This window comes from Bacillus sp. PK3-037, from assembly GCF_054161355.1.
Genome location: NZ_CP096408.1, coordinates 1,483,554 through 1,504,917, shown reverse-complemented (window position 1 = coordinate 1,504,917; position 21,364 = coordinate 1,483,554). Strand labels below are relative to the sequence as shown.

21 protein-coding genes are annotated in these 21,364 nt (G+C 42.9%); 8 read left to right on the top strand and 13 right to left on the bottom strand.

Translation table 11 applies throughout. The annotated features are described in order from the left end of the window. Positions 1 to 73: 73 nt before the first annotated feature. The 5 genes from M1D69_RS07685 to M1D69_RS07665 all read left to right on the top strand — a co-directional run bounded on the left by M1D69_RS07685 (position 74) and on the right by M1D69_RS07665 (position 5,252). Complete coding sequence (locus tag M1D69_RS07685) at positions 74 to 901, top strand: TrmB family transcriptional regulator (protein WP_458104102.1); 828 nt, start codon at positions 74 to 76, stop codon at positions 899 to 901. A gap of 236 nt (positions 902 to 1,137) precedes the next feature. After that, positions 1,138 to 1,638 (top strand): RNA polymerase sigma factor SigV, encoded by a 501-nt coding sequence (gene sigV / locus M1D69_RS07680; protein ID WP_458104103.1) that lies wholly within the window; start codon positions 1,138 to 1,140, stop codon positions 1,636 to 1,638. After that, positions 1,638 to 2,495: an anti-sigma-V factor RsiV gene (gene rsiV / locus M1D69_RS07675; protein WP_458104104.1), complete on the top strand. Its 858-nt coding sequence runs from the start codon at positions 1,638 to 1,640 to the stop codon at positions 2,493 to 2,495. The genes sigV and rsiV overlap by 1 nt, the downstream gene beginning before the upstream one ends. A 128-nt stretch (positions 2,496 to 2,623) precedes the next feature. Further along, on the top strand, positions 2,624 to 4,522 hold the full coding sequence (locus M1D69_RS07670) for an acyltransferase family protein (RefSeq protein ID WP_458104105.1): 1,899 nt from the start codon (positions 2,624 to 2,626) through the stop codon (positions 4,520 to 4,522). A 466-nt stretch (positions 4,523 to 4,988) separates the two neighbouring features. Next, on the top strand, positions 4,989 to 5,252 hold the full coding sequence (locus M1D69_RS07665; protein WP_458106186.1) for a YrhK family protein: 264 nt from the start codon (positions 4,989 to 4,991) through the stop codon (positions 5,250 to 5,252). A gap of 330 nt (positions 5,253 to 5,582) precedes the next feature. On the opposite strand, the gene cypB is transcribed toward M1D69_RS07665, so the two are convergent. The 7 genes from cypB to M1D69_RS07630 form a co-directional block, all read right to left on the bottom strand. Further along, a complete protein-coding gene (gene cypB, locus M1D69_RS07660; protein ID WP_458104106.1) occupies positions 5,583 to 8,747 on the bottom strand; it encodes a bifunctional cytochrome P450/NADPH--P450 reductase CypB in 3,165 nt (1,054 codons plus the stop codon). 16 nt (positions 8,748 to 8,763) lie between these two features. After that, the gene (locus M1D69_RS07655; RefSeq protein ID WP_458104107.1) at positions 8,764 to 9,354 is read right to left on the bottom strand and encodes a TetR/AcrR family transcriptional regulator; all 591 of its coding nucleotides are present in this window, start codon (positions 9,352 to 9,354) and stop codon (positions 8,764 to 8,766) included. 222 nt (positions 9,355 to 9,576) lie between these two features. After that, the gene (locus tag M1D69_RS07650) at positions 9,577 to 10,125 is read right to left on the bottom strand and encodes a class I SAM-dependent methyltransferase (RefSeq protein ID WP_103672579.1); all 549 of its coding nucleotides are present in this window, start codon (positions 10,123 to 10,125) and stop codon (positions 9,577 to 9,579) included. Between the two features lie 188 nt (positions 10,126 to 10,313). Next, positions 10,314 to 10,472: a hypothetical protein gene (locus M1D69_RS07645; RefSeq protein WP_458104108.1), complete on the bottom strand. Its 159-nt coding sequence runs from the start codon at positions 10,470 to 10,472 to the stop codon at positions 10,314 to 10,316. Between the two features lie 166 nt (positions 10,473 to 10,638). Further along, the gene (locus M1D69_RS07640; protein WP_458104109.1) at positions 10,639 to 10,788 is read right to left on the bottom strand and encodes a YrzI family small protein; all 150 of its coding nucleotides are present in this window, start codon (positions 10,786 to 10,788) and stop codon (positions 10,639 to 10,641) included. Positions 10,789 to 11,184: 396 nt separating this feature from the next. Then, positions 11,185 to 11,985, bottom strand: coding sequence for a formate/nitrite transporter family protein (locus M1D69_RS07635; protein WP_458104110.1), 801 nt, complete (start codon positions 11,983 to 11,985; stop codon positions 11,185 to 11,187). A 264-nt stretch (positions 11,986 to 12,249) separates the two neighbouring features. Further along, on the bottom strand, positions 12,250 to 12,618 hold the full coding sequence (locus M1D69_RS07630) for a DUF2294 domain-containing protein (RefSeq protein ID WP_458104111.1): 369 nt from the start codon (positions 12,616 to 12,618) through the stop codon (positions 12,250 to 12,252). A gap of 316 nt (positions 12,619 to 12,934) precedes the next feature. On the opposite strand from M1D69_RS07630, the gene fdhF reads away from it, so the two are divergent. Both fdhF and M1D69_RS07620 read left to right on the top strand, forming a co-directional pair. Beyond that, positions 12,935 to 15,877: a formate dehydrogenase subunit alpha gene (gene fdhF / locus M1D69_RS07625; RefSeq protein WP_458104112.1), complete on the top strand. Its 2,943-nt coding sequence runs from the start codon at positions 12,935 to 12,937 to the stop codon at positions 15,875 to 15,877. Between the two features lie 19 nt (positions 15,878 to 15,896). Beyond that, entirely contained in the window at positions 15,897 to 16,379 is a 483-nt protein-coding gene (locus M1D69_RS07620; protein ID WP_010335090.1) for a helical membrane plugin domain-containing protein, read from the top strand. 31 nt (positions 16,380 to 16,410) lie between these two features. Here M1D69_RS07620 and M1D69_RS07615 read toward each other — a convergent pair whose 3' ends face one another. The 5 genes from M1D69_RS07615 to M1D69_RS07595 form a co-directional block, all read right to left on the bottom strand. Next, complete coding sequence (locus M1D69_RS07615; protein ID WP_010335091.1) at positions 16,411 to 16,641, bottom strand: YrhC family protein; 231 nt, start codon at positions 16,639 to 16,641, stop codon at positions 16,411 to 16,413. A gap of 84 nt (positions 16,642 to 16,725) precedes the next feature. Further along, positions 16,726 to 17,865 (bottom strand): bifunctional cystathionine gamma-lyase/homocysteine desulfhydrase, encoded by a 1,140-nt coding sequence (locus tag M1D69_RS07610; protein WP_458104113.1) that lies wholly within the window; start codon positions 17,863 to 17,865, stop codon positions 16,726 to 16,728. A 1-nt stretch (position 17,866) separates the two neighbouring features. Further along, positions 17,867 to 18,790: an O-acetylserine dependent cystathionine beta-synthase gene (locus M1D69_RS07605; protein ID WP_458104114.1), complete on the bottom strand. Its 924-nt coding sequence runs from the start codon at positions 18,788 to 18,790 to the stop codon at positions 17,867 to 17,869. 62 nt (positions 18,791 to 18,852) lie between these two features. Then, complete coding sequence (gene mtnN / locus M1D69_RS07600; protein ID WP_458104115.1) at positions 18,853 to 19,548, bottom strand: 5'-methylthioadenosine/S-adenosylhomocysteine nucleosidase; 696 nt, start codon at positions 19,546 to 19,548, stop codon at positions 18,853 to 18,855. Between the two features lie 20 nt (positions 19,549 to 19,568). Next, a complete protein-coding gene (locus M1D69_RS07595) occupies positions 19,569 to 20,210 on the bottom strand; it encodes a class I SAM-dependent methyltransferase (protein ID WP_024122293.1) in 642 nt (213 codons plus the stop codon). Between the two features lie 192 nt (positions 20,211 to 20,402). Here M1D69_RS07595 and M1D69_RS07590 point away from each other — a divergent pair, with 192 nt between their 5' ends. Further along, positions 20,403 to 20,606, top strand: a complete 204-nt coding sequence (locus M1D69_RS07590) for a YrzA family protein (protein ID WP_024122294.1) — start codon at positions 20,403 to 20,405, stop codon at positions 20,604 to 20,606. 34 nt (positions 20,607 to 20,640) lie between these two features. Here the strand turns inward: M1D69_RS07590 and M1D69_RS07585 are convergent, their stop codons facing one another. Beyond that, the gene (locus M1D69_RS07585) at positions 20,641 to 21,348 is read right to left on the bottom strand and encodes a YrrS family protein (protein WP_458104116.1); all 708 of its coding nucleotides are present in this window, start codon (positions 21,346 to 21,348) and stop codon (positions 20,641 to 20,643) included. Positions 21,349 to 21,364 lie beyond the last annotated feature (16 nt).

Here is a 21,364-nt window from a genome sequence, read left to right as displayed (position 1 = left end):
TTGGAAAAAATCAATATGGTTTGTTAAAATAGCGATTACACAGGCAGCGACTGCTCTTTATATTGGAGGATGTATGAAGGAAAATATGTTAGACATTTTAAAAAACCTCAATTTTACCGAATATGAATCAAAAGCTTATCTGGCATTATTGCAAGAATCGCCTTTAACCGGCTATGCGGTAGCCAAAAATTCCGGTGTGCCTCGTTCAAAAATATATGAAGTCTTGGAAAGCCTTGTCTTAAGAGGAGATGTTTTTGTAAGCCACGGAAACACGCCTCAGTATGTCCCTGTACCCGCTAAAGATCTGATTAAAAACCGACGGTTCAAAGCGGAAGAGAATTTTGACCAGGCTGAAAAATACTTTGAAAAATTCGAGCAGACCGCAAATGACCGGGAAAATATTTGGAACATCACCGGCCGCAGTGAAATTCTTGAAAAGGTGAAGGCTTGTATATTATCAGCAAAAAAAAGAATCCTCTTAGAGATCTGGAAAGAGGATTTCAAAGAGGTAGAATCAGAGCTGAGACAGGCGGCAAATAAAGGTGTCATTGTCACCATTATTGCCTACGGAGATATCGCATCTGATTTTGCTAATGTGTACCTTCATGATATGAGCAGTGAAATTACAGAAGAGTATGACGGACGGTGGCTTGTATATAGCGGAGATGATTCAGAAGTAGTAGCGGGCATTGTCTCACTTGGCAACGACAGCCGTGCCGCATGGACGATGCATGTAGGTTTAGTCATGCCTATTACAGAAGTGATCATTCATGATCTGTATCTCATGGAAATTATGAAGAAGCATAGAGGACTTTTAGAAGATAGTTTTGGAAAAAACCTCATCCAGTTACGACGCAAATTTTCAATCCACTCAGATTTTAAAAAACATTACTTGGAATAGAACACATGATATTTCCTGTATACCATGTAACCAAAAAACATGGCTTGTATCAACAAGTCATGTTTTTTTATGCACTCCCCCTATTCCGTTTATTTTTAAGCAATTGACCCTCCCCTCCCGCTCCTGATCACTTTTAAAAAAAATGAGATCTGCGCAAACTTTTTTTCAAACTGCCCCGTCTATCCTAGGTAACATCCTACGATATACGTATATTCAAAAAGGAGCCCTTTATTGCAATGAAGAAAAAACAAACAATAAAAGCGTTGCTTGTCACGTGCATAACTGACCATAAGCAAGATTTCTACAGGTTAGCCTTCAGTTATGTGAAAAATCAAGATGACGCATTAGATATTATTCAGGAATCTATAAAAAAAGCGCTCAGCTCAGTTGAAACGGTCAGAAACCCTGAGACGATAAAAAGCTGGTTTTATAAAATCTTAGTACGTACAGCTATTGATTTTTTGCGAAAACAAAAAAAGTTAAAGGTGATGGATGACGAAACGATTGAGTTTTTAAGCCCCGGAAAGGAAGATCACTATAAGGACACTGATCTTCATGAAGCGCTCGACGAATTGCCATCCCACTATAAAACAATTATTATTTTGCGTTTTTTTGAAGACCTCAAACTAGAAGAAATTGCGGAAATTACAGGGGAAAACTTGAATACCGTCAAAACGCGCCTTTACAGAGCATTGAAGCTGATGCGCATTCAGTTGACGAAGGAGGATCTTTCTTAATGGATAAGAGATTACAGCAATTAAAAGAAGAATATAAAAATGTCCAGATTCCTAAAGAACTGGATATCGTTGTCGAAAAAGCCATTCAGCAAAAACCAAAAAAGAAAAGAATCGTCATGTGGCCGACATCAGCAGCTGTCGCGGCGGCTATTTTATTCACTGCACTTGTTAACATCAACCCAGATGCAGCTCAAGCGATGTCAAAAATCCCTGTCATCGGTAAGATCGTCAAAGCGATCACTTTTATTGAGATCAAAGAAGAGAAAGATGAATCAAGCATCGATGTCAAAACGCCTGCTCTGTCGGGACTTTCTAATAAAGAGCTTGAAAACAGCATCAACCAGAAATATTTGAAAGAAAGCAAGCAGCTGTATAAAGAATTTATACAGTCCACATCCAAAAACAAAAAAGGACATCTCAGCATCTACAGTGATTACGAGACAGTAACAGACACGCCAGATTTAATTTCTATTCGGCGTGATATTGAAAAAACACAAGCATCATCTTACACACAAAGCCGTTATATCACAATTGACAAAAAGAATGATATCTTACTTACATTAAAAAGCTTATTTAAAGATGACCGCTATATCAAAGTCATCAGCCAAAACATCAAAGAACAAATGAAACAGCAAATGAAGGAAGATCCAAATAAAATCTATTGGGTCACTGACGAGGATGCAGAACCATTCAAACACATTCAGCCTGATCAAACGTTTTATATTACAGAAGACCATAAACTTGTGATTTCATTTGATGAATATGAAGTTGCCCCCGGCTATATGGGCGTTACAGAGTTTAAAATTCCGACCAGCGTCATCTCAAGTTTGCTCATGGGAGAACGTTATGTCCGATAACAGAAAAACATCCATGTCATCATCTGTCATGAGTGTTTTCCCTTCGCAAAGGGACCTGACAAATATCAAGAAGGCGTAACCTTGCAGCCAAAACAACGAGAATATCTGCACATGATTGGAGGAATACCATGTATCACAAGACACAGCATCACCGCTACATCACTGGATTCGATGGCCTTCGGGCTTTTGCCGTCCTGGCAGTTATCGCTTATCACCTAAACTTCAATTGGGCTAACGGAGGCTTCATCGGAGTTGATATCTTTTTTGTATTATCAGGCTACTTAATTACATCTATTATATTACCGGCACACGGAAATGATATCAGCCTCGATTTTCGGGACTTTTGGGTGCGCCGAATTCGGCGGCTTCTGCCAGCGGCATACCTTATGATCATTTCCGCTGTTATTTGGGTCGTCGTGTGCAACCGGGAACTTTTGCACACTGTGCGCGGAGATGCCATCTCTTCTCTCTTTTACATGAGTAATTGGTGGTTTATTTTTCATAAACTCTCGTATTTTGATAGTTTTGGATCCCCGTCACCGCTTAAAAATCTTTGGTCATTGGCAATTGAAGAGCAATTTTATATTGTATGGCCGATGTTCTTGGTTGCTGGAATGTACATATTTAAAAACCGTGCGAAACTGGCGGCAGCGGTATCGTTGCTTGCGCTCTGTTCAGCCGTGATGATGAGCGTACTTTATGAACCTGGCGGAGATCCGAGTCGCGTGTACTACGGCACAGATACTCGTTCGTTTGAACTTCTGATAGGATGTGCTCTGGTTCTGATATGGCCGATGCAAAGGCTGTCTTCCAATAGGCTTCCATATAAACTGAAGCGCCTTTTGCATGTCACAGAACTTTCGGCGTTTTGTATTTTAGTTTTGTGTGTCTATTTTACAGATGAATACGAACCTTTTCTTTACAGAGGCGGAATGTTTTTAATAAGCATTACAGCCGCGGTCCTTATTGCATGTGTATCCCATCCGAGCAGCTTTTTGGGCATTCTGCTGTCATGGAGGCCTCTTCGTTGGCTTGGAACGAGGTCTTACGGTATTTATCTTTGGCACTACCCTGTTATTGTGTTAAGCACGCCGGTTCAAGAAATCGGAAACCCTGTGTTTTGGCATATTGCGCTAAAGATCATCGCTACATTTATACTCGCCGAGCTTTCCTATCATTTTATTGAGAAGCCGATACGGACAGAAGGGTTTAAGTCATTTTTCCGCCGGGCTTTTATTCATAGAATTCGGGAATGGAAAACGACATCTGTCATCAGCAAAATGTCAGTTGGCTTCGTCATTCTAGCTATACTTATTTTTGCAGGGGGACTGTCAGGGGTAGCCAGAGAGAAAAAACATCCGCAATGGACGTATCGCTCACAAGAAACAAGCGCTGACACAAACGAGACGTCAGAGCATAGAAAGATGGCAGCATCCGATAAAGACGGAGAAAACAAATCCAAACAAAAAACAACTGCCTCAACTAAAGATCAAGAGGAATCGAAGGCAAAAGGACAGGAGACTAAGAAAAAAAAGGACGTAAAATCTCAGAAAGAACCGGCAGCTGCTGATAAAGAAGTATTAGCTATAGGGGATTCCGTCATGCTTGATATCGCCTCCAGTCTCCGTCAGTCTCTTTCACATGTCACAATTGATGGGAAGGTGGGAAGACAAATGTCTCAAGCTTTAGAACTGACACAGGAATACAAGTCTTTTAATCAGCCGAATAAAGCTGTCATCATTGAACTGGGAACCAATGGCTACTTTACAAACAGCCAAATCGATCAATTGCTTACATCTTTCTCAAAAGCTCATATCTATCTTGTCAATACGCGGGTTCCCCGGCAATGGGAAAACAAGGTGAATGAAGCTTTGCGGCAGCAGGCTAACACGCATAACAATATTACGTTGGTTGACTGGCATACAGAAGCTCTCCAGCATCCGGAGTATTTCACCCCTGACGGCGTACACTTGGTTCCTCAAGGGGCTGAAGCTTTAACCGCTCTTATCGTTCAGGCAATAAAATAGATTAGCAAAAAAAGAGGTCCTGCTTAGACCTCTTTTTTTGCGATTGATCAATTCCAGCTGCGTGCAGCAAACTGCTTTTAAAAAAGGATTGCCGTTCACATTGATGACATGGACCAGGCATAAAACCTAATCTATTGGAAATTTATATTCTGCATTCTAACATTATTCCTTCCGCTTCGTTCTCAAATTCACCTAATACGATAATAACCTTCGATTCTTTATTCATATTGCCACCCCTTTCGTTTATGATCCATTTATATTACAATGTTTTTTAATTTATGTTAATAAATAGGTATAAGAAAACTCACAATCTCCCGCCCCTTCCTAACTTGAGAAATGGCTCCTATATATGGTCCTCATCATTTTGATTTCTAGCTGTGAAGCCCTTATGTTTACCTATCGTTTACATGAGGGTAAGCAAATATAGAATGGAGGGATCATCGTGGAAGCTAATGCAGAAAAAGAGATGAAAAAACAAATAAATCGATACGAGCTTTTTTTCAAAAAACGATATAAAGTTCTCTATACAGTAAACGATTTTATCATTGGCGCTTTATTTTTAATCGGCAGCTTTTTCTTCTTTTACGATGAATTAATGTCTGCAGGGATATGGCTGTTTGCGGTTGGCAGCTTCCTGCTTTTAATCAGACCGACGATTCGGTTGGTTCATGATTTTCATTACAGAAAACATCTTGAGCGTCTATATCATTATGGAACATCCTCTGACTAGCTTGAAGTGTGAGGAAGCGAACAGACAAATGCATAGTCTCAAATCGGACAGTCTAACTCAAACGGCAGGATGAGATGCAAGAATAAAAAGGAAAAAACACTTGATTAAGTTTCTAGAAAATTAAACTCCAAGATACAAATATATAACTTTATAACTATTTATTTATCAAAAACCAGAAAAAACCCTAAAGTTTTATATCTTTCGGACGATAATAATAACAAGGCCGGCGCGATACTCCCTATAACATCCTTTTCAGTAGATTTCAATATCGTGCCGGTTTTTTTCACATGCTAAAGCAATCCCGCCAACTCTGGCGGGATTTATTTTTACTTACATTCCAGTCCATACATCTTTTACATAACGTTTTTGAACTTGCAGCTTCTTCAGCCATTCTGCTGACGCTTCCTGACTTGCTCCTTTGCCAGCTTCATAAGCCGCACGCAGTGTGTTCTCTACTTCAGGAGCCATTTGCGCACCATCGCCGCATATATAAACGTGCGCACCTTTTTCGATCAGTGAAATTAATTTCTGTGCATCTTGATTTAGCAAGTGCTGAACATATACTTTTGGTTCGTCTTCCATTCGTGAATAGCATCTATGGACTGTTACCAAACCGGCTTTTTCCGCCTGGTCAAGCTCTTCTTTATAAAGATCGTCATGATCAGGACGCCGGCATCCGAAGTATAAATGAGCTTCGCCAAGCGCACTTCCTTCCTTCTTCAGAACGGATCTGGCCTGGATGAAACCTCTGAATGGCGCAATTCCTGTACCCGGTCCCACCATAATCAGCGGGGTTTGGGGATCATCAGGCAACTGGAATCCAGATTGTGGCGTCCGAATGAAACAGGCAACCGTATCACCTTGACGGAGTCCGGCTAAGTAATTGGAGGCAACGCCCTTGTATTCCCCGCGTCCGCTCCAAGCTGAGGCCTTGACAACTCCCACCGTCATACTGACCCTATTTGCTTTGACCTTCGGTGAGCTTGAAATTGAATAATATCTTGGCTTTAGTGATGGCAAAAGCTCTAAAAACCGTTCAAACGGCATTTCGCAGGCCGGATAGTCCTCTAACAGATCCAGCATTGTCACACGTTTTGTCAGAACCTGTTCCTTGTACATTTCATCACTCGATACAAGCAATTCCAGCTCTTTTTTATGAGGCGGGCATACTGTATATGAAGCCAGCTCACGAAGCTGAAGCCTTGAAGCAGAATCCTGTAGCTCTACGTAGGATGATAATAACTCCGTCACTCTGATCGGCCGATCCAGCGGAAGGTGAGCCATATGCGGGCTGCCGGTCATTTTTATCACAGCTTGCCGCTGCAAATCGAATCGGTTGAGAACCCGTTGAACCAGCTCTTGGCTGTTTTTTGGCAATATTCCGATGTGGTCGCCTTCTTTATACGTTTTTGAGTCAGGGAGCTCCAATTCTATATGACGCGTCGAACGCAAACTGCTTGCTGCCTGAAGCTCACGGTTTTCAAGAACGATACCTTCAAACGCGCCATACGCTTTAGCAAGCGGTGTCTCTGTTGCTTCACTGAGGAATGAAATGGATAATGACGGCTTCGTTTCTTTCTCGGTTATTTCATTCACGTGAAAGGCTTCCATTGTTTCCTTCCAAAAGCGGTTCTCCCAAGACTCGCGATGGCTTTCAAAGTCATCGGCCGCATCGCCTTCCCCAATGGATGTCAATCGTGATGCTCCTTTTGATGCCATCATGTCATCGATAAGGCGAGGAATTCGCTGGTACGTGCTGGCCCAGCTCCGGTTTCCGCAGCCGAATACCGCATAGGAAACATCCTTTAATTGACCTTCCTCCAACTCTCCCAGCCACTCGACAAAGCCAGCAGCATTATCAGGCGGCGCTCCGTTATATGAGGCAGTCACAATGACAACAGCGCCTTGGTCGGGGAGTTTTCCAATGTAATCATCAAGAGGTGCAGTTTCCGCTGTAAAGCCGAGCCGGCGCCCGTAAGCTGCCAATTCACCTGCCATGCCTTCTGCGGTGCCGAGATTTGAACCGTAAAGAACGAGCAAAGGTGTGCCGTGTTTAGGTTTTGTCTCGTTTTCCTTCGTTTCGTGCGCGGTGCCAGTCTGTTCTTTTTTATGAACATTCATTTGGACCGTTTTCCTTGGTTTCACTGTAATTGTAAAATCATCCGGTTTAATTGTTAATGCCTCTTTGATTTTGAGCTCGTAACCGGTGTGATTCATCAATTCAAAGTGCTTTAACACAAGTCCGAGAACCATTGTCGCTTCTTGAAGCGCAAACTGCATCCCGATACACGCGCGCTGGCCGTTTCCAAACGGTTTATACGCATGGTGAGGAATTTTCTCAGGGTTTTCAAACCGTTCCGGACGAAAATCTTCTGCATCTTCACCCCAAGCGTTTTGATCTCTGTGAAGTTTTGGGATCAAGACGGAGACGGGCTGTCCTTTACTGATAGGATATTCGCCGCCTAAAACTGTATCCTCCTTGGCATAAAGAGAAAAAGCGGGCGCTGTCGGATACAGCCTAAGCGTTTCATTGAGAACCATCCGAACATATTTCAGCTGCTGAATGTGTTTATATTCAGGCGTGTCTTCCGTTAACACGCGATCGGCTTCCTCTTGGGCTTTTTTAAGTTTTTCCGGATGTTTAAGCAGACAGTAAATCGCAAAGGAAAGCAAGCCGCTCGTTGTTTCATGGCCTGCGATTAAAAACGTGATGATTTGATATCTGATGTTTTCATCATCCAGTGTCTCACCCGTTACAGGATCTTTCGCATAAAGCATGAGCGATAACAGATCCTTAATGTTTTGGTCCGGGTTTGCTTTTCGCTCTGCTATAATTCTGTCAACCAGCGAATTCATCACTTCGATATCCTTTTGAAACTGCTGTCTCGTTTTGACCATCATCTTATCCTGCAGGCCCAGTCTTTTTGTTTGGTTCATTCCCTCTTTTAAAGCCCGGAGCATGCTGGTGATAAACGGATGCTGCGTATCGCGGTAAAAACTGTTAAACCGATAGTTAAATCCGCATAACCCGATGGTATCAAGCGTCAGGCGGGTCATATCGTCCGCCACGTCGATTTCTTCATTCGGATTCAGCCGGCTCCATTTTTGAATCAGCTGTGTCGCGATATCCAGCATCATAGAATGATAGCCTTTCATTGCTTTTTGACTGAAGCTCGGCAGCAGAATACGATGGGCTTTCTGCCAATTCGGCTCGTGCGTCCAGCTAGTAAACAACCCGTCTCCTCCGAACTCACGCACTTTCAGCAAGCCTTTTCCAAGGTTTTTGTCAAATCGGCTCTCGTCACACACTTCAGCAACGAGTTCATGGCCTGATACGAAAACGCCGGATACACCAGGAAAATCGAAACGGAAAATCGGCCCTAACTCATCAGCAATCCGCCATAAGGATTGGGAAAGCTGTTCCTTTTCCAAATGCGGGAGGTTTTTTAAAGGTCCGTATGTTTTCGGCTGAGGTATTGCACTTGCCTGTTTCATAAACATCTTCCTTTCTTTATTCTTCTGAAGTCAATGAATGAAGTTTAATCGCGTCCCAGCAGCATTGCTCCAATTCAGAAATCAAATCAGCATTCATCTCTATATCACCTTGCTGCACAAGCTGATACAACTTGAGAAATGCGCCTAATACAATCGCAATTAATACATTGGAGGGCAAGGAGCGGATCACTCCTTCTGTTTTTCCCTTGTTAAAAAAATCGTCAAGCATTTGAGTCAGGTTTTCTATCATTTTTTTGCTTGTTTCATTTAAATAGTGAGCATCCTTTTTCGTTTCAAGGAAAAAAAGCGCGTAGTCGCTCTCCTTCGTAAATTGAACGAGACAGCAAAATATATGGCGAAAGCCCTCTCTGACAGGCATTTCTGAATAATTTCGCTTTACCTTTTCTGAAAAGCGCTGAATGCTTTCTTGAAACAAAACATTGACGAGTGTTTCTTTGCTGTCAAAGTAGCGATAAATCGTGCCTGTACCCACTTCAGCTCTTTTTGCTATCATTGGGATGGTGGTGGCATCAAATCCTCTCTCCGTAAAAAGCGAAAGCGATGCCTTCATGATCAAATCGTATTTACTGATAAGTACGGATGCCATGTAAACTTAAAACCTCCGATTCATTTAGGAATGAACATTCATTCCGTTTGTTCATAAATGATATCTACTCTGTCTCGAATCACCTCTTACCCATTCTTATGTTTATAGTTTATATGAAAAAAACTTTTTTTAATATAAATGATATGCAAAAAATATAAAATTAAGAAAATATACCCAAATACCTGAATGTCAGAAGTCTGGATATATTTCCCGAGAAATTTTTTATTTAACAGCGACAATACAAAGACACGAATCGCGTCTGATGACAGAAATGTCTCTAAAATGCTGATCTTGCAGCAATTGAATATATTTTTTCTCGTTTTTTTCTGCATTGTTATCAATACTGATGTAAAATCGGCCGTCAATTTGAAGCACTCGATAAATCTCTCTTAATGCGAGCCTGACATCAGTACAAGCCTGAACCGTATGTAAAGAAAATACTTTATTGAAGGTACGGTCTTCAAAGGGGATCCTTTCCGGATGACCATGAAAAATGCCCCCTTGATCTGTTTTCTTTTGCTTTTGGATTGCACGAGATACCTGTCTTACTTTTCGTTTAGAAGAGTCGATGCTTTTTATGCTTCCCTTTTCAAGTTTTCCCGTTATTGTCTTAAAGACAGAGCCGTTTCCGGTTCCAATTTCTAAAATTCTGTCATTTTCTTGTATATCTATAGAATCAATCATCATATGTTCAATTATTTTAGTTTGCTTATATTTCCCAGAAAATAATTTCAATAGGTTCGCTCGTTTATAAAGTTTGTTTTCTAGCATTTTAAACACCTGCTTTTGATTTCCTGTGTTTATTTATTATATTAAAAAAATAAACATCGCTTCATTTCTTATACAGAATGAAGATATCAACTAGACGGCAATGTGTTTAGAAATGTTTCAACAGAACTGAACATTTTCATTTTTTCCCGCAAAAAAAGGCAGAAAACAAAATGTTTTCCGCCCGCTTTTTAATGCCAATGATATGGGAACATATACAGCCTTTGCTGCTGCATCGCCGCCAGCCTCTGCTGACGGAATGGATTGCCATAGCCGTGTTTGAAGGAATGCGGCATGGATGCATAACCATGGCCAATCGACGGCAGCCTTTTTTGTTGAAAGTACATCATGCCATCACCTGCCCTTACATAAAGTGCTGCTCTTTTTATGATATGCAGGGCGGCATTTCCTTGACAGCTTCATTCGCTACACTTGGTCCTTCTCCATCGTATAATGCATCAATAGTTCCATTTTAAACATTTGTCATCTCTCCCTTCTGTATTTTGTTTCCTTTTTTTAGCGCCAGTTTGTCAAATAAAGATGCTTTAACTGAGATTCTTTCATTTCATCATAAATCTGCTCGATCTGCTGTTCTTTTTCGAACTCTTCCGGGCTTTTAAACCGCTTGTTAATCGTTAAAGTCAAAAAGAATAGGTTAATCGTCATACCGCTCACCCCCTTTCAAAGTCCGCTCCAAGCGAAATAACCCGCGGCATCTCCCTGCTGCGGGCACATAAAAACCGCAGACAAAAGAAGACACCCATGTCTCTACTGCCTGCGGGGAGTTGCGTATGTCCGACGATTCCGAATTTAATGCGTGCGATAAGCATCGGTTAAGGAAGGACACGGACTCTTCCACAGGCTGAATAAACCATTATAACTTCCTTGTACATTGCGTGAGCCACTAACTGGTCTGCGTCGTTGTCGCATTGTCATTTTGATTCAGCCTCCTTTGCTTTTTTTCTTACTTTGTAAGTATATCCACCAAATTCCATTTTGTAAACATCTTTTTCTAAAAATGGACGTAAATTGTGTGATTCATCGACTGTCTTTGTCCCTTGTTTATGATACCTGTTTCATTTCTTTTCTGGAGCGATCTTTCTTATAATATGCGATAAAATAGATGAATCCGACAAACACTGCTCCTCCAATAACATTGCCGATAAAAGCCGGAATGAGGTTTCCGATAAACTGCCCCCACGTAAACGAGCCTGCAAAAATGGCAGCCGGAATCACAAACATGTTGGCGACAACGTGCTGAAATCCGATTGCCACAAAGGCCATGACAGGGAACCATATGCCAACAATTTTCCCTGCGCCATCTTGAGCACCGAAGGAAAGCCAAACTGCAAGACACACCAGCCAGTTACAGCCGATGCCGGAAACGAGAACCTTGCCAAAGCTCATATCAAGCTTGCCTTGCGCGACAGCGATCGTCTTTTCCAAATATGGCCCCGTTTCGGTTAAGCCAACAAGATGTCCGAAAAAGTAAGCAACAAACAAAGCGCCGATCAGATTCATAATGGTAACGATCACCCAATTAACCGCCAATTCCTTTAGTGATATTTTTCTCGAAAATAACGCCATTGCCATTGACATCATATTTCCTGTAATCAGTTCAGCCCCTGCAAGAACCACAAGGATCAATCCTACAGGAAATACCGCAGCCCCGATCAAACTGGACAGGCTACCCCATTCTTTCGGAAGATCGCCGATCACCCTGATATCAAGCAAATAACCGAGTGCGATAAAGGAACCGCCTAAAAAACCCAGCACCAAGAGAGACAGCAGCGGAAGCTTTACCTTTTTCATCCCTGCTTCAATTGCTGCTTCTGCTATTTCATCCGGTTTCCGAAAACCCATACTACATACGCCTCCATTGTTTCTCCATTTTTACAGTTATAAAAGAAAAGCAACAAAAAAGGCAGCACTCAAATAACCTGTATCCATCAGGCGTTTGAATGCTGCCTAACTTGTATGCATACCCATACAACAATATCAAGCAGAATTAAGATATTGATAGAGAATATATACAGTTCGTGCATACATTCCATTGCTTTTGTCCTTCTATAACTGCAGTAAAAACATCATATCAAATGTGACAATTTTGTGTCAATGGCAACTATGCTAGTTAAAAAGGACTTCTTTTTGGTCATCAATGTTTCGGTCAAAGACAAAAACAGATACGGCGATATTTTCTTCAATTTTGATATCAGAAAACAAATGAACAAGCTTAGCCCCGATCAGCTCCTCCATTCCTTCCGGCGTTTTTTTAGAGTAAAGGTCTTGAATCAGGCTTGTCCGGGCCGCATGCACCATTTCTCTTCCCTCAGGCGTGCGGGCGATAAACTGCTCGCTCGCGCTCAGGTTGCCGTAGAGCGTCGACACAGCCATATTATCTACAAATACCGTGTGAATCCGTTCAGGTCCTTTGCCGAACAATTCCTTGCGAAGTTTTCGAATAATATCATTGAACTCATGAATTTTCTTTGACATGCTGATTACCCCTTCCGATTTTGCCTTAAAAAAGGCCGTTCCCGGTTCCCCTCAGGACATTTCACTTGGTTAAAATTTTCCTGTCATATTGTATTATAATAAATATCACTTTATAATAAAAGCAGTGTTGATGGATTTGTAATAGGATCTTGTTATGAGTCTATCGGTTTATAAAAATCCAGGATTGGTCTGTTAGTAAGACTTGCTAGTGAACTATTCCGCCATGTGTGTTTACACCTTCTGTGAATGAAAGACAGGTGTATCTATACATGGCTTTTTTTGACTTCTTGAAAGAAAGATGGAGGGGAATATGAATATGATGGACGATAAGTCGATCAGTGTCCGCGTTGACGGAACAGAAATTCAAGCACGAGCAGGGGCCACAATTTTAGATATTTTAAATGAAAATGGGATTGAGTATCCGCAAATCTGCCACGTCCCAGAGGTTGATCCGATTCAAACATGCGATACATGCATTGTAGAGGCAGACGGCAAGCTGGTTCGTTCATGCTCTACGGTCGCTGAAAACGGAATGTCAATTGATCTTTCGGGAAATCGGGTGAAAGAGGCACAAACCGAAGCAATGGACCGCCTTCTTGAAAATCATTTGCTGTATTGCACGGTTTGCGATAATAACAATGGGAACTGTACGCTGCATAATACAGCGGAAATGATGGGGATTGAGCATCAAAAATATCCTTATACGCCAAAAGAAGATCCGTCTTGTGCGGTTGATATGTCTCACCCGTTTTACCGATATGACCCAAACCAATGTATTGCCTGCGGCCAGTGTGTTGAGGTGTGCCAAAACCTTCAGGTAAATGAAACACTTTCAATCGATTGGGAACGCGAACACCCTCGGGTGATTTGGGATGAAGGAGTTTCAATCAATGAATCTTCTTGTGTCAGTTGCGGCCAATGTGTCACGGTTTGCCCGTGTAATGCACTGATGGAAAAATCAATGCTTGGCCAGGCTGGCTTTATGACGGGCATCAAGCAGGATGTCATGGAACCAATGATTGACCTTGTCAAAAATGTTGAACCGGGGTACGGCAGCATTTTTGCCATTTCTGAAGTTGAAGCGGCAATGCGTGAAACAAGAACGAAAAAAACAAAAACGGTATGTACGTTCTGCGGTGTCGGATGTTCCTTTGAAGTATGGACAAAAGGACGGGATATTTTAAAGATCCAGCCTGTTTCTGACGCTCCGGTTAACGCGATTTCTACATGTGTGAAAGGAAAATTCGGCTGGGATTTCGTTAATTCTGAAGAGCGGATCACAAAGCCTTTAATCCGTAAAAACGGGGCATTTGTTGAATCTTCTTGGGAAGAGGCCCTGGATCTTGTCGCAAGCAGATTAGGATCAATTAAGGAGCAGTACGGCAACGGATCTGTCGGATTTATTTCTTCTTCTAAAATCACGAATGAAGAAAACTATGTCATTCAAAAATTAGCGCGTCAGGTATTTGAAACAAACAACGTCGATAACTGCTCTCGCTACTGTCAGTCTCCTGCTACAGACGGGTTGTTCCGTACGGTCGGCATGGGCGGTGACGCCGGCACGATTAAAGATATTGCCAAGGCCGGACTCGTCATCATCGTCGGCGCCAATCCGGCGGAAGGACATCCGGTGCTCGCAACACGGGTCAAACGGGCACACAAGCTCCATGGACAAAAACTGATTGTTGCCGACCTGCGGAAAAATGAGATGGCTGAGCGGTCTGATTTGTTCATCAGTCCTAAACAAGGCACAGACCAAGTTTGGCTGATGGCTGTTACGAAATATATGATCGACCAAGGCTGGCATGATCAAGCGTTTATTGATGAGAACGTGAATTACTTTGAAGATTATAAAGAAACACTTAAAACCTATACGCTTGATTATGCGGAACGCATCACAGGCCTTTCAAAAGAAAGCATCATTCAAATTGCCGAGATGATTCGTGATGCTGACGGCACTTGTGTTCTTTGGGGAATGGGTGTTACTCAAAATACGGGCGGCTCTGATACGTCAGCAGCGATTTCAAACCTGCTTCTGGCAACAGGCAACTATCGCCGTCCGGGTGCCGGCGCTTATCCTCTGCGCGGACACAATAACGTTCAGGGCGCCTGCGATATGGGAACATTGCCTGGCTGGCTTCCGGGATATCAGCATATTACAGATGACGAAGCACGCGCCAAATTTGAAAAGGCTTATGGTGTGGAGATTGAAGGAAAACCAGGTTTAGACAATATTCAAATGCTTCATTCCATTGAAGAAGGCAAGATGAAGGCGATGTACCTTGTTGGTGAAGATATGGCACTGGTCGATTCGAATGCGAACCATGTGCATGATATTTTATCAAGCCTTGATTTCTTCGTGGTTCAGGACATCTTCCTGTCAAGAACAGCGCAATATGCCGATGTCGTCTTGCCTGCCACTCCATCTCTTGAGAAAGATGGAACGTTTACCAATACAGAGCGCCGTGTGCAGCGATTGTATCAAGCGCTTCCGACACTTGGAGACGCGAAACCGGACTGGTGGATTATTCAAGAGGTGGCAAACCGCTTAGGAGCCGGATGGAACTACAGCCATCCAAGCGATATTTTCTCTGAAATGGCGAACCTTTCTCCTCTGTTTGGAAAAGCCAGCTATGAGGTGCTTGAAGGCTGGAACAGCTTCCTATGGGGCAGCTTCACAGGTGAAAGCACGCCGCTACTGTATGAAGACGGATTTAATTTCCCAGATAAAAAAGCCCGTTTTGCACTGTCTGATTGGACTGAACCTGCCGCTTTCCCTGAAGAATATGATCTTCACATCAATAACGGCCGGATGCTTGAGCATTTCCATGAAGGAAATATGACAAATAAATCGAAAGGCATTCAATCCAAAGTGCCGAATGTATTCGTCGAAGTATCGCCGGAGCTTGCACAGGAGCGCGGCATTTGTGACGGTTCACTGGTTCGCCTCGTTTCTCCGTTCGGAGCTGTTAAATTAAATGCGCTCATTACTGACCGTGTGCGAAAAAATGAACTCTACCTGCCGATGAACTCGACAGACAAGGACTCAGCGATTAACTTCCTGACAGGGCCTGCGGCTGATAAACGCACGAACACGCCTGCTTACAAACAGACGAAGGTTCGCATGGAGGTGCTTGGAGGCTGCGAAAGCGCACCGCTTCCTAAAACAAATCCGCGTAACAAGAAACGGAATCCGCAAAACGGCGTCGAGGCAGAAAGAAAATGGAACCGTCCGGGTTATGTCCATTTGACTGATTAAATGAAAGGGGGAAACGAAAATGGCCACTCCGATTACAACGATCAAAAAAGAAACAAAAACAGCGGAGCAAATCAAGCTTGAGAAAATCGAGGAGCTGAAGGAGCTGCTGACGGAAAATGAGGATGCCGTCTCGAAAACGATGACGTTAATGAGTGAACTTAATGAGCTTGGCATCTTTGATGCAGCAGCAAGTATGCTGAGGGCGAAAGAAGACATCGCCAAAATCGCGCTTGGCCAGGTATCTCGCGAGCCTGTCACAAACCTCATCAACACGATGATGGCGGCTGGAGGCGCTTTGACAAAGGCTGATCCTGCGTTTACAGGCAAGCTTTTAGAAAGCGTAATGGCGGGAACCGAACAGGCGCAAAGCTTTTTAAAAGAAGACAAGAAAGTTGGGATTCTCGACCTGTTAAAAGCAATGAACGATCCTGACATCAACAGAGCCGTCGGCTTCGGCCTTCAGTTTTTAAAAGGCATGGGAAAAGAGCTGCGGGAAGAATAACAAAAAACAGCCATCAGTTGATGGCTGTTTTTTATTCGTCGGCTTCCTCCAAGCGCTTCTTATATACGAGTGAACGGTCGGCGCAAAAGAAAGCGCCGGCTAAAAATACGCAATCCGTCATAAACATAACTGATTTCTGGCCTAACGTTAAGCCCTGATCAGGAAGAACCGCGCCTATATATAAAAAAGTGCTGACTGCAAGCAAGGTAAAAGCGAAATGCTTGTAGTCTTCTTTTAATGATTTCATTCTATTCTTCTTCATAAAAGAATCACCTGCCAGATTCATAGTATACGACTATTATAATATAATCTGGCAGCTTACAGAGAAAGTAAATCTATCCATTTGTTATAAAATGTGAAGAGCCTGCTCAATATCTTCCAGCAAATCCTCTCCATCTTCTATTCCCACAGAGATTCTGATCAAGCCGTCTGTAATGCCGAGTTCAAGCCGGCGCTCTCTCGGAATAGAGGCATGTGTCATTCTAGCCGGAACAGAAATTAAGCTTTCTACAGCGCCCAGGCTTTCTGCAATTGTAAACAGCTTAAGTTTGCCTAAAAAGTCATCCACTCGCTCTTCACTGCCAATATCAAAGGAGATCATGCCTCCAAAGCCTGATCCTTGAGATTTCGCAAGCTCATGTCCCGGATGGTTTGGAGAACCAGGGTAATATAACGTTTGAACAGCAGGATGCTGCTCAAGAAAGCTTGCGATTTTCCGGGCGTTTTGATCGATTGCTTCCATTCTGAGCCCCAGTGTTTTGATCCCTCTCATTAACAGCCATGAATCCTGAGGGCCGAGCACGCCGCCTGTTGAATTTTGCACAAAATGCAGCTCTTCTCCAAGCTCTTTCGAAGCTGTAATAACTAAACCGCCGACAACATCACTGTGTCCGCCGAGATATTTAGTCGCACTGTGAAGCACGATATCAGCGCCTAAAGTAAGCGGCTGCTGAAAATATGGTGTATTAAAGGTGTTGTCTACGATTAGAAGAACACCCGCTTTTTTCGCAATATCTGCCATCAGTGATAAATCGGTGATTTTGAGAAGCGGATTTGTCGGTGTCTCAATATAAATTGCCTTTGTATTGGGACGAATCGCTTTTTCGACTTCTTCTCTGCTGCTTGTGTCCACAAAAGTTGATTCAATGCCGAGACGGTTAAGCACCTTTGTCATCACTCGATATGTCCCGCCGTACACGTCATCAGTCAAAACCACATGGTCTCCGCTGTTAAACAGCATCATAACAGCTGTAATTGCAGCCATTCCTGAGCTGAACGCATAACCTGCTTCCCCGGCTTCAAGCTCTGTCACAAGCGTTTCCAGTGCAGTTCTTGTCGGGTTGGCCGTTCTTGAATATTCATAGCCGGTATGCTGGCCTGCTTTCGGCTGCTTGTACGTGCTCACTTGATATATCGGAACGGAAACAGCTCCTGTTTTCTCATCACCTGTGATCCCGCCATGTACCATCAATGTTTTTTTCTTCATATCAGATGCCTCCTTCGTATATATGTTTGCTGATATACCGATCACTGCTGTCTGGGAATACTGTGACAATATTTGTGCCGGCAGACGATTTTTTCGCTTCCTCCAATGCCGCATAAAGCGCTGCACCTGAAGAGCTTCCGATTAGCAGGCCTTCTTTTTCAGCCGCTTCTTTAACAAGTCTAAAAGCATTCTCATCAGTTACCGTATATATTGCATCAAAATGGCTTTCATCCATATAGTCAGGGATAAACTCCATGCCGATCCCTTCTGTTTTATGAGCATAAGGCTCTCCGCCGTTTAATATGGAGCCTTCCGGTTCGACAATCACTGTTTTGACAACGGGATGTTTTTCTTTTAAGAAGGATGCTGTTCCCGCGAATGTGCCTCCTGATCCTGCCCCTGCGACAAACGTATGAATATTGCCGTCAAGCGCTTTCCATATTTCAGGTCCAAGAGTCTTATAGTAAGTTGATGGATTTACTTGGTTTTTAAATTGCAAAACACAATAGGAATTATCAATTTCCCTTTCCAGCTGTATCGCTTTTTGAATGGCTCCCTGCATTCCGTCTTTACGCGGCGTATGCACGATTGACGCTCCTAGCGCCTGGATAATTTGCTGCTTTTCTTTGCTGAAATGTTCCGGAACACAGAAAATGGCTTTTAAACCATGTTTTCTGGCGTTAAGAGCAAGCCCGATACCTGTATTTCCGGCCGTGGCCTCTATAATGACTCCCCCGGGCCTCACTTTGCCTGAATCCAGGGCGTCACGGATCAGCATATCTCCCAGTCTGTCTTTTATGCTTCCGCCAGGGTTCATCATTTCCAGCTTGGCATATACAGCCACACCTTCAGGAATATCAAAATTCTTCAAGCGGAGAAGCGGTGTATTCCCAATCAGCTCGGTAATGTCCGTAATAACTGTCATATATGTCCTCCTCCTTGATAGAGGTTGTTTTAGGAAAAACGGAGGAGAACACTCCCCCCGTTTTAATGAATTCGTTTGATTACTTTTAACACAAGCTCTGTTGAGTGAACAGCGGCCTGCTCTAAAAATTGGTCAAATGATACATGTGATTCTTTTCCTGCGATATCAGATAATGCTCTGATCACAACAAACGGCGTTTTAAACTGGTGGCACACTTGAGCGACTGCCGCTGCCTCCATTTCAACCGCATACAGATCAGAAAATCTCGCACGCACCTCTTCAACCCGCTTCGGATCATTCATAAAGGAATCGCCTGTTGCGATCGTTCCTTTTGCAACTTGAATGCCGTCAAGTTCAGAAATCGCTTCTTCAGTAATGCTGATCAGCTTTTCATCTGCGTCGTAAGCAGCCGGAAGGCCTGGCACCTGTCCGTATTCATAATCAAAGGCCGTTACATCTACATCATGATGGCGAACGTCAGTAGAAATGACGACGTCTCCCACATTCAGTGTATGATGAAATCCGCCCGCTGAGCCTGTGTTAATCACATAATCAGGCTTGTAGCGATCAAGCAGAAGTGTCGTGCTGATCGCAGCATTCACTTTTCCGATTCCTGATTTTAAAAGAATGACTTCAATTCCTTCATATTGGCCTGTTGTAAATTCACAGTGCGCGATCGTTTCTGTTTTTGCATTTTCCAGTTTGTTTCTTAGGATGGTTACTTCCTCTTCCATTGCTCCGATGACTGCTAGTTTCATCTATACACATTCCCTTCACTTTACCGTTTGATCGCCTCCATTATCCACACGAAGTCGTTTTGCTGAATGAATTGGACTGCAAAACCTTCAGCTGTAAACATCTCTTTCATCGTTTCCAATGTGGGATAATGCTCTGTCTTTAAATCATTCGCCAGCTGATAAAAGCCCTGAGAACGTGCTTTATCAATGGCTTGATTATACGCTTCCTCGTGTTCAAAGACAGTATCGGCAAACACTATTTTATCATGCATGTGAAGGTATTTGCCATATTGCTTTATTGCGGCTCGTTTTTCTTCGTCAGTCAAATGATGAAAAGCATAAGAACTGACAATCGTGTCAGCCTGAAATGGCGGTTCAGGGAATGTCAGGAAGTCTCCGTCAACAATTTCCGCCCTGCCGCGGAGCTTGTCAGATGCTAACTTGCGCATCGCCGGAGACGGCTCGACTCCAAATACAGATTTTCCCGCCTCAAGCAGTTTCGCTGTCAAGTTGCCGGTCCCTGGCCCAAATTCTAACACACGAATCCCTGACCGGCTGACAATGGCATTCAAAATATCATCATAGCCTCTGAACGCCTCTTTATACTGAATATCAAAACCTTGAACTGTTTGATCGTAAGTTGCGGCCCAATCCTCAAAAAGAGGGATAAATTCACGTCCCATAGTTGTCACACTCCATATTTTATAATTCCTATAAGTATACTATGAATTAATGATGGAACAGTTCCTATCTTACCATATCTTCTTGAAAGTAGGTACTAAAACACTTTGTGTTTTTTATCCAGTCATATATTGCACGTACAGCGTAAAAAGGCTTATACTTCATATGACTTGTAAAGGCGGAGGGATCGAAAGATGAATTTTCAATTGGATCTGATTAAAGACAAAGTAGAATTTTTCGAAGCGGCATCATTGCAGGAGCTTGAAAAGAAAATCAACACTCAAATTGAAAACAATAAAGCGATCATGCTGCGTGTGAAATCTGTCTCGCATCAAACAGCTGTGGCAGACGGAAAATTTTTTTACAGCGCCGTTGTTCATTTTGCAGCTGAGGTGTAAAACAAAAGCAGCCGAAAGATTCGGCTGCTTTTGTTTATTTTAATTTTTCTACTTTTGTCGGCTTCCAGCCTTTTTCATCAACCCATGTAATCGTTACTTGATATTTCTCTCCGCTCGTTTTATCTAAAATCTTACCTTTGGCATCCTGAGGGCTGCCGTTATTTCCGAGCCAGAGCACGGTCATGTTATCTGTTGAAACACCGGTTGCATATGATATGGCTTTCAGCATCTCAGCCCAGTCTTGTGAGCTTGAGTCATAAGTGGCGGCATGCTCGCCCTTCTGCTCAGTTCCGACTGCTTTCCAGTCAGGATTTTCATACGTTTTTTCCACATCACTTGATGAGCCGCCTTCTGTGACTTTTGCGTCTTTAAGCGGGTCATCTGAATTTGAGCTTGAGTCTGAATCAGAATCAGAGTCATCACTTTTAGAAGCATCATCTTTTTTGGAATCTGAATCTGAGTCAGAAGATTTCTCAGAATCCTTTTCGCTGTCAGATGTATCTTTCTTACTGTCTTTTATATCCTCATCCGATTTCTTTTCCGTCTTTCCTGAAGCCGGAGATTCCTGTTTTTGCGCCGTTTCAGAATCCTTGCTGACATCTTTGCTAGAAGGACTGTTAATGAAGAGATTGGCTGCTACTACAACAATTAGAATAGATACGATTGCGATTAAGATGTTAAGCACTAAATTAGCTTTCCTGCGCTTATCACGGTTTTCATAACGAGATTGATTATTGCTCAATAATTCTGCACTCCTT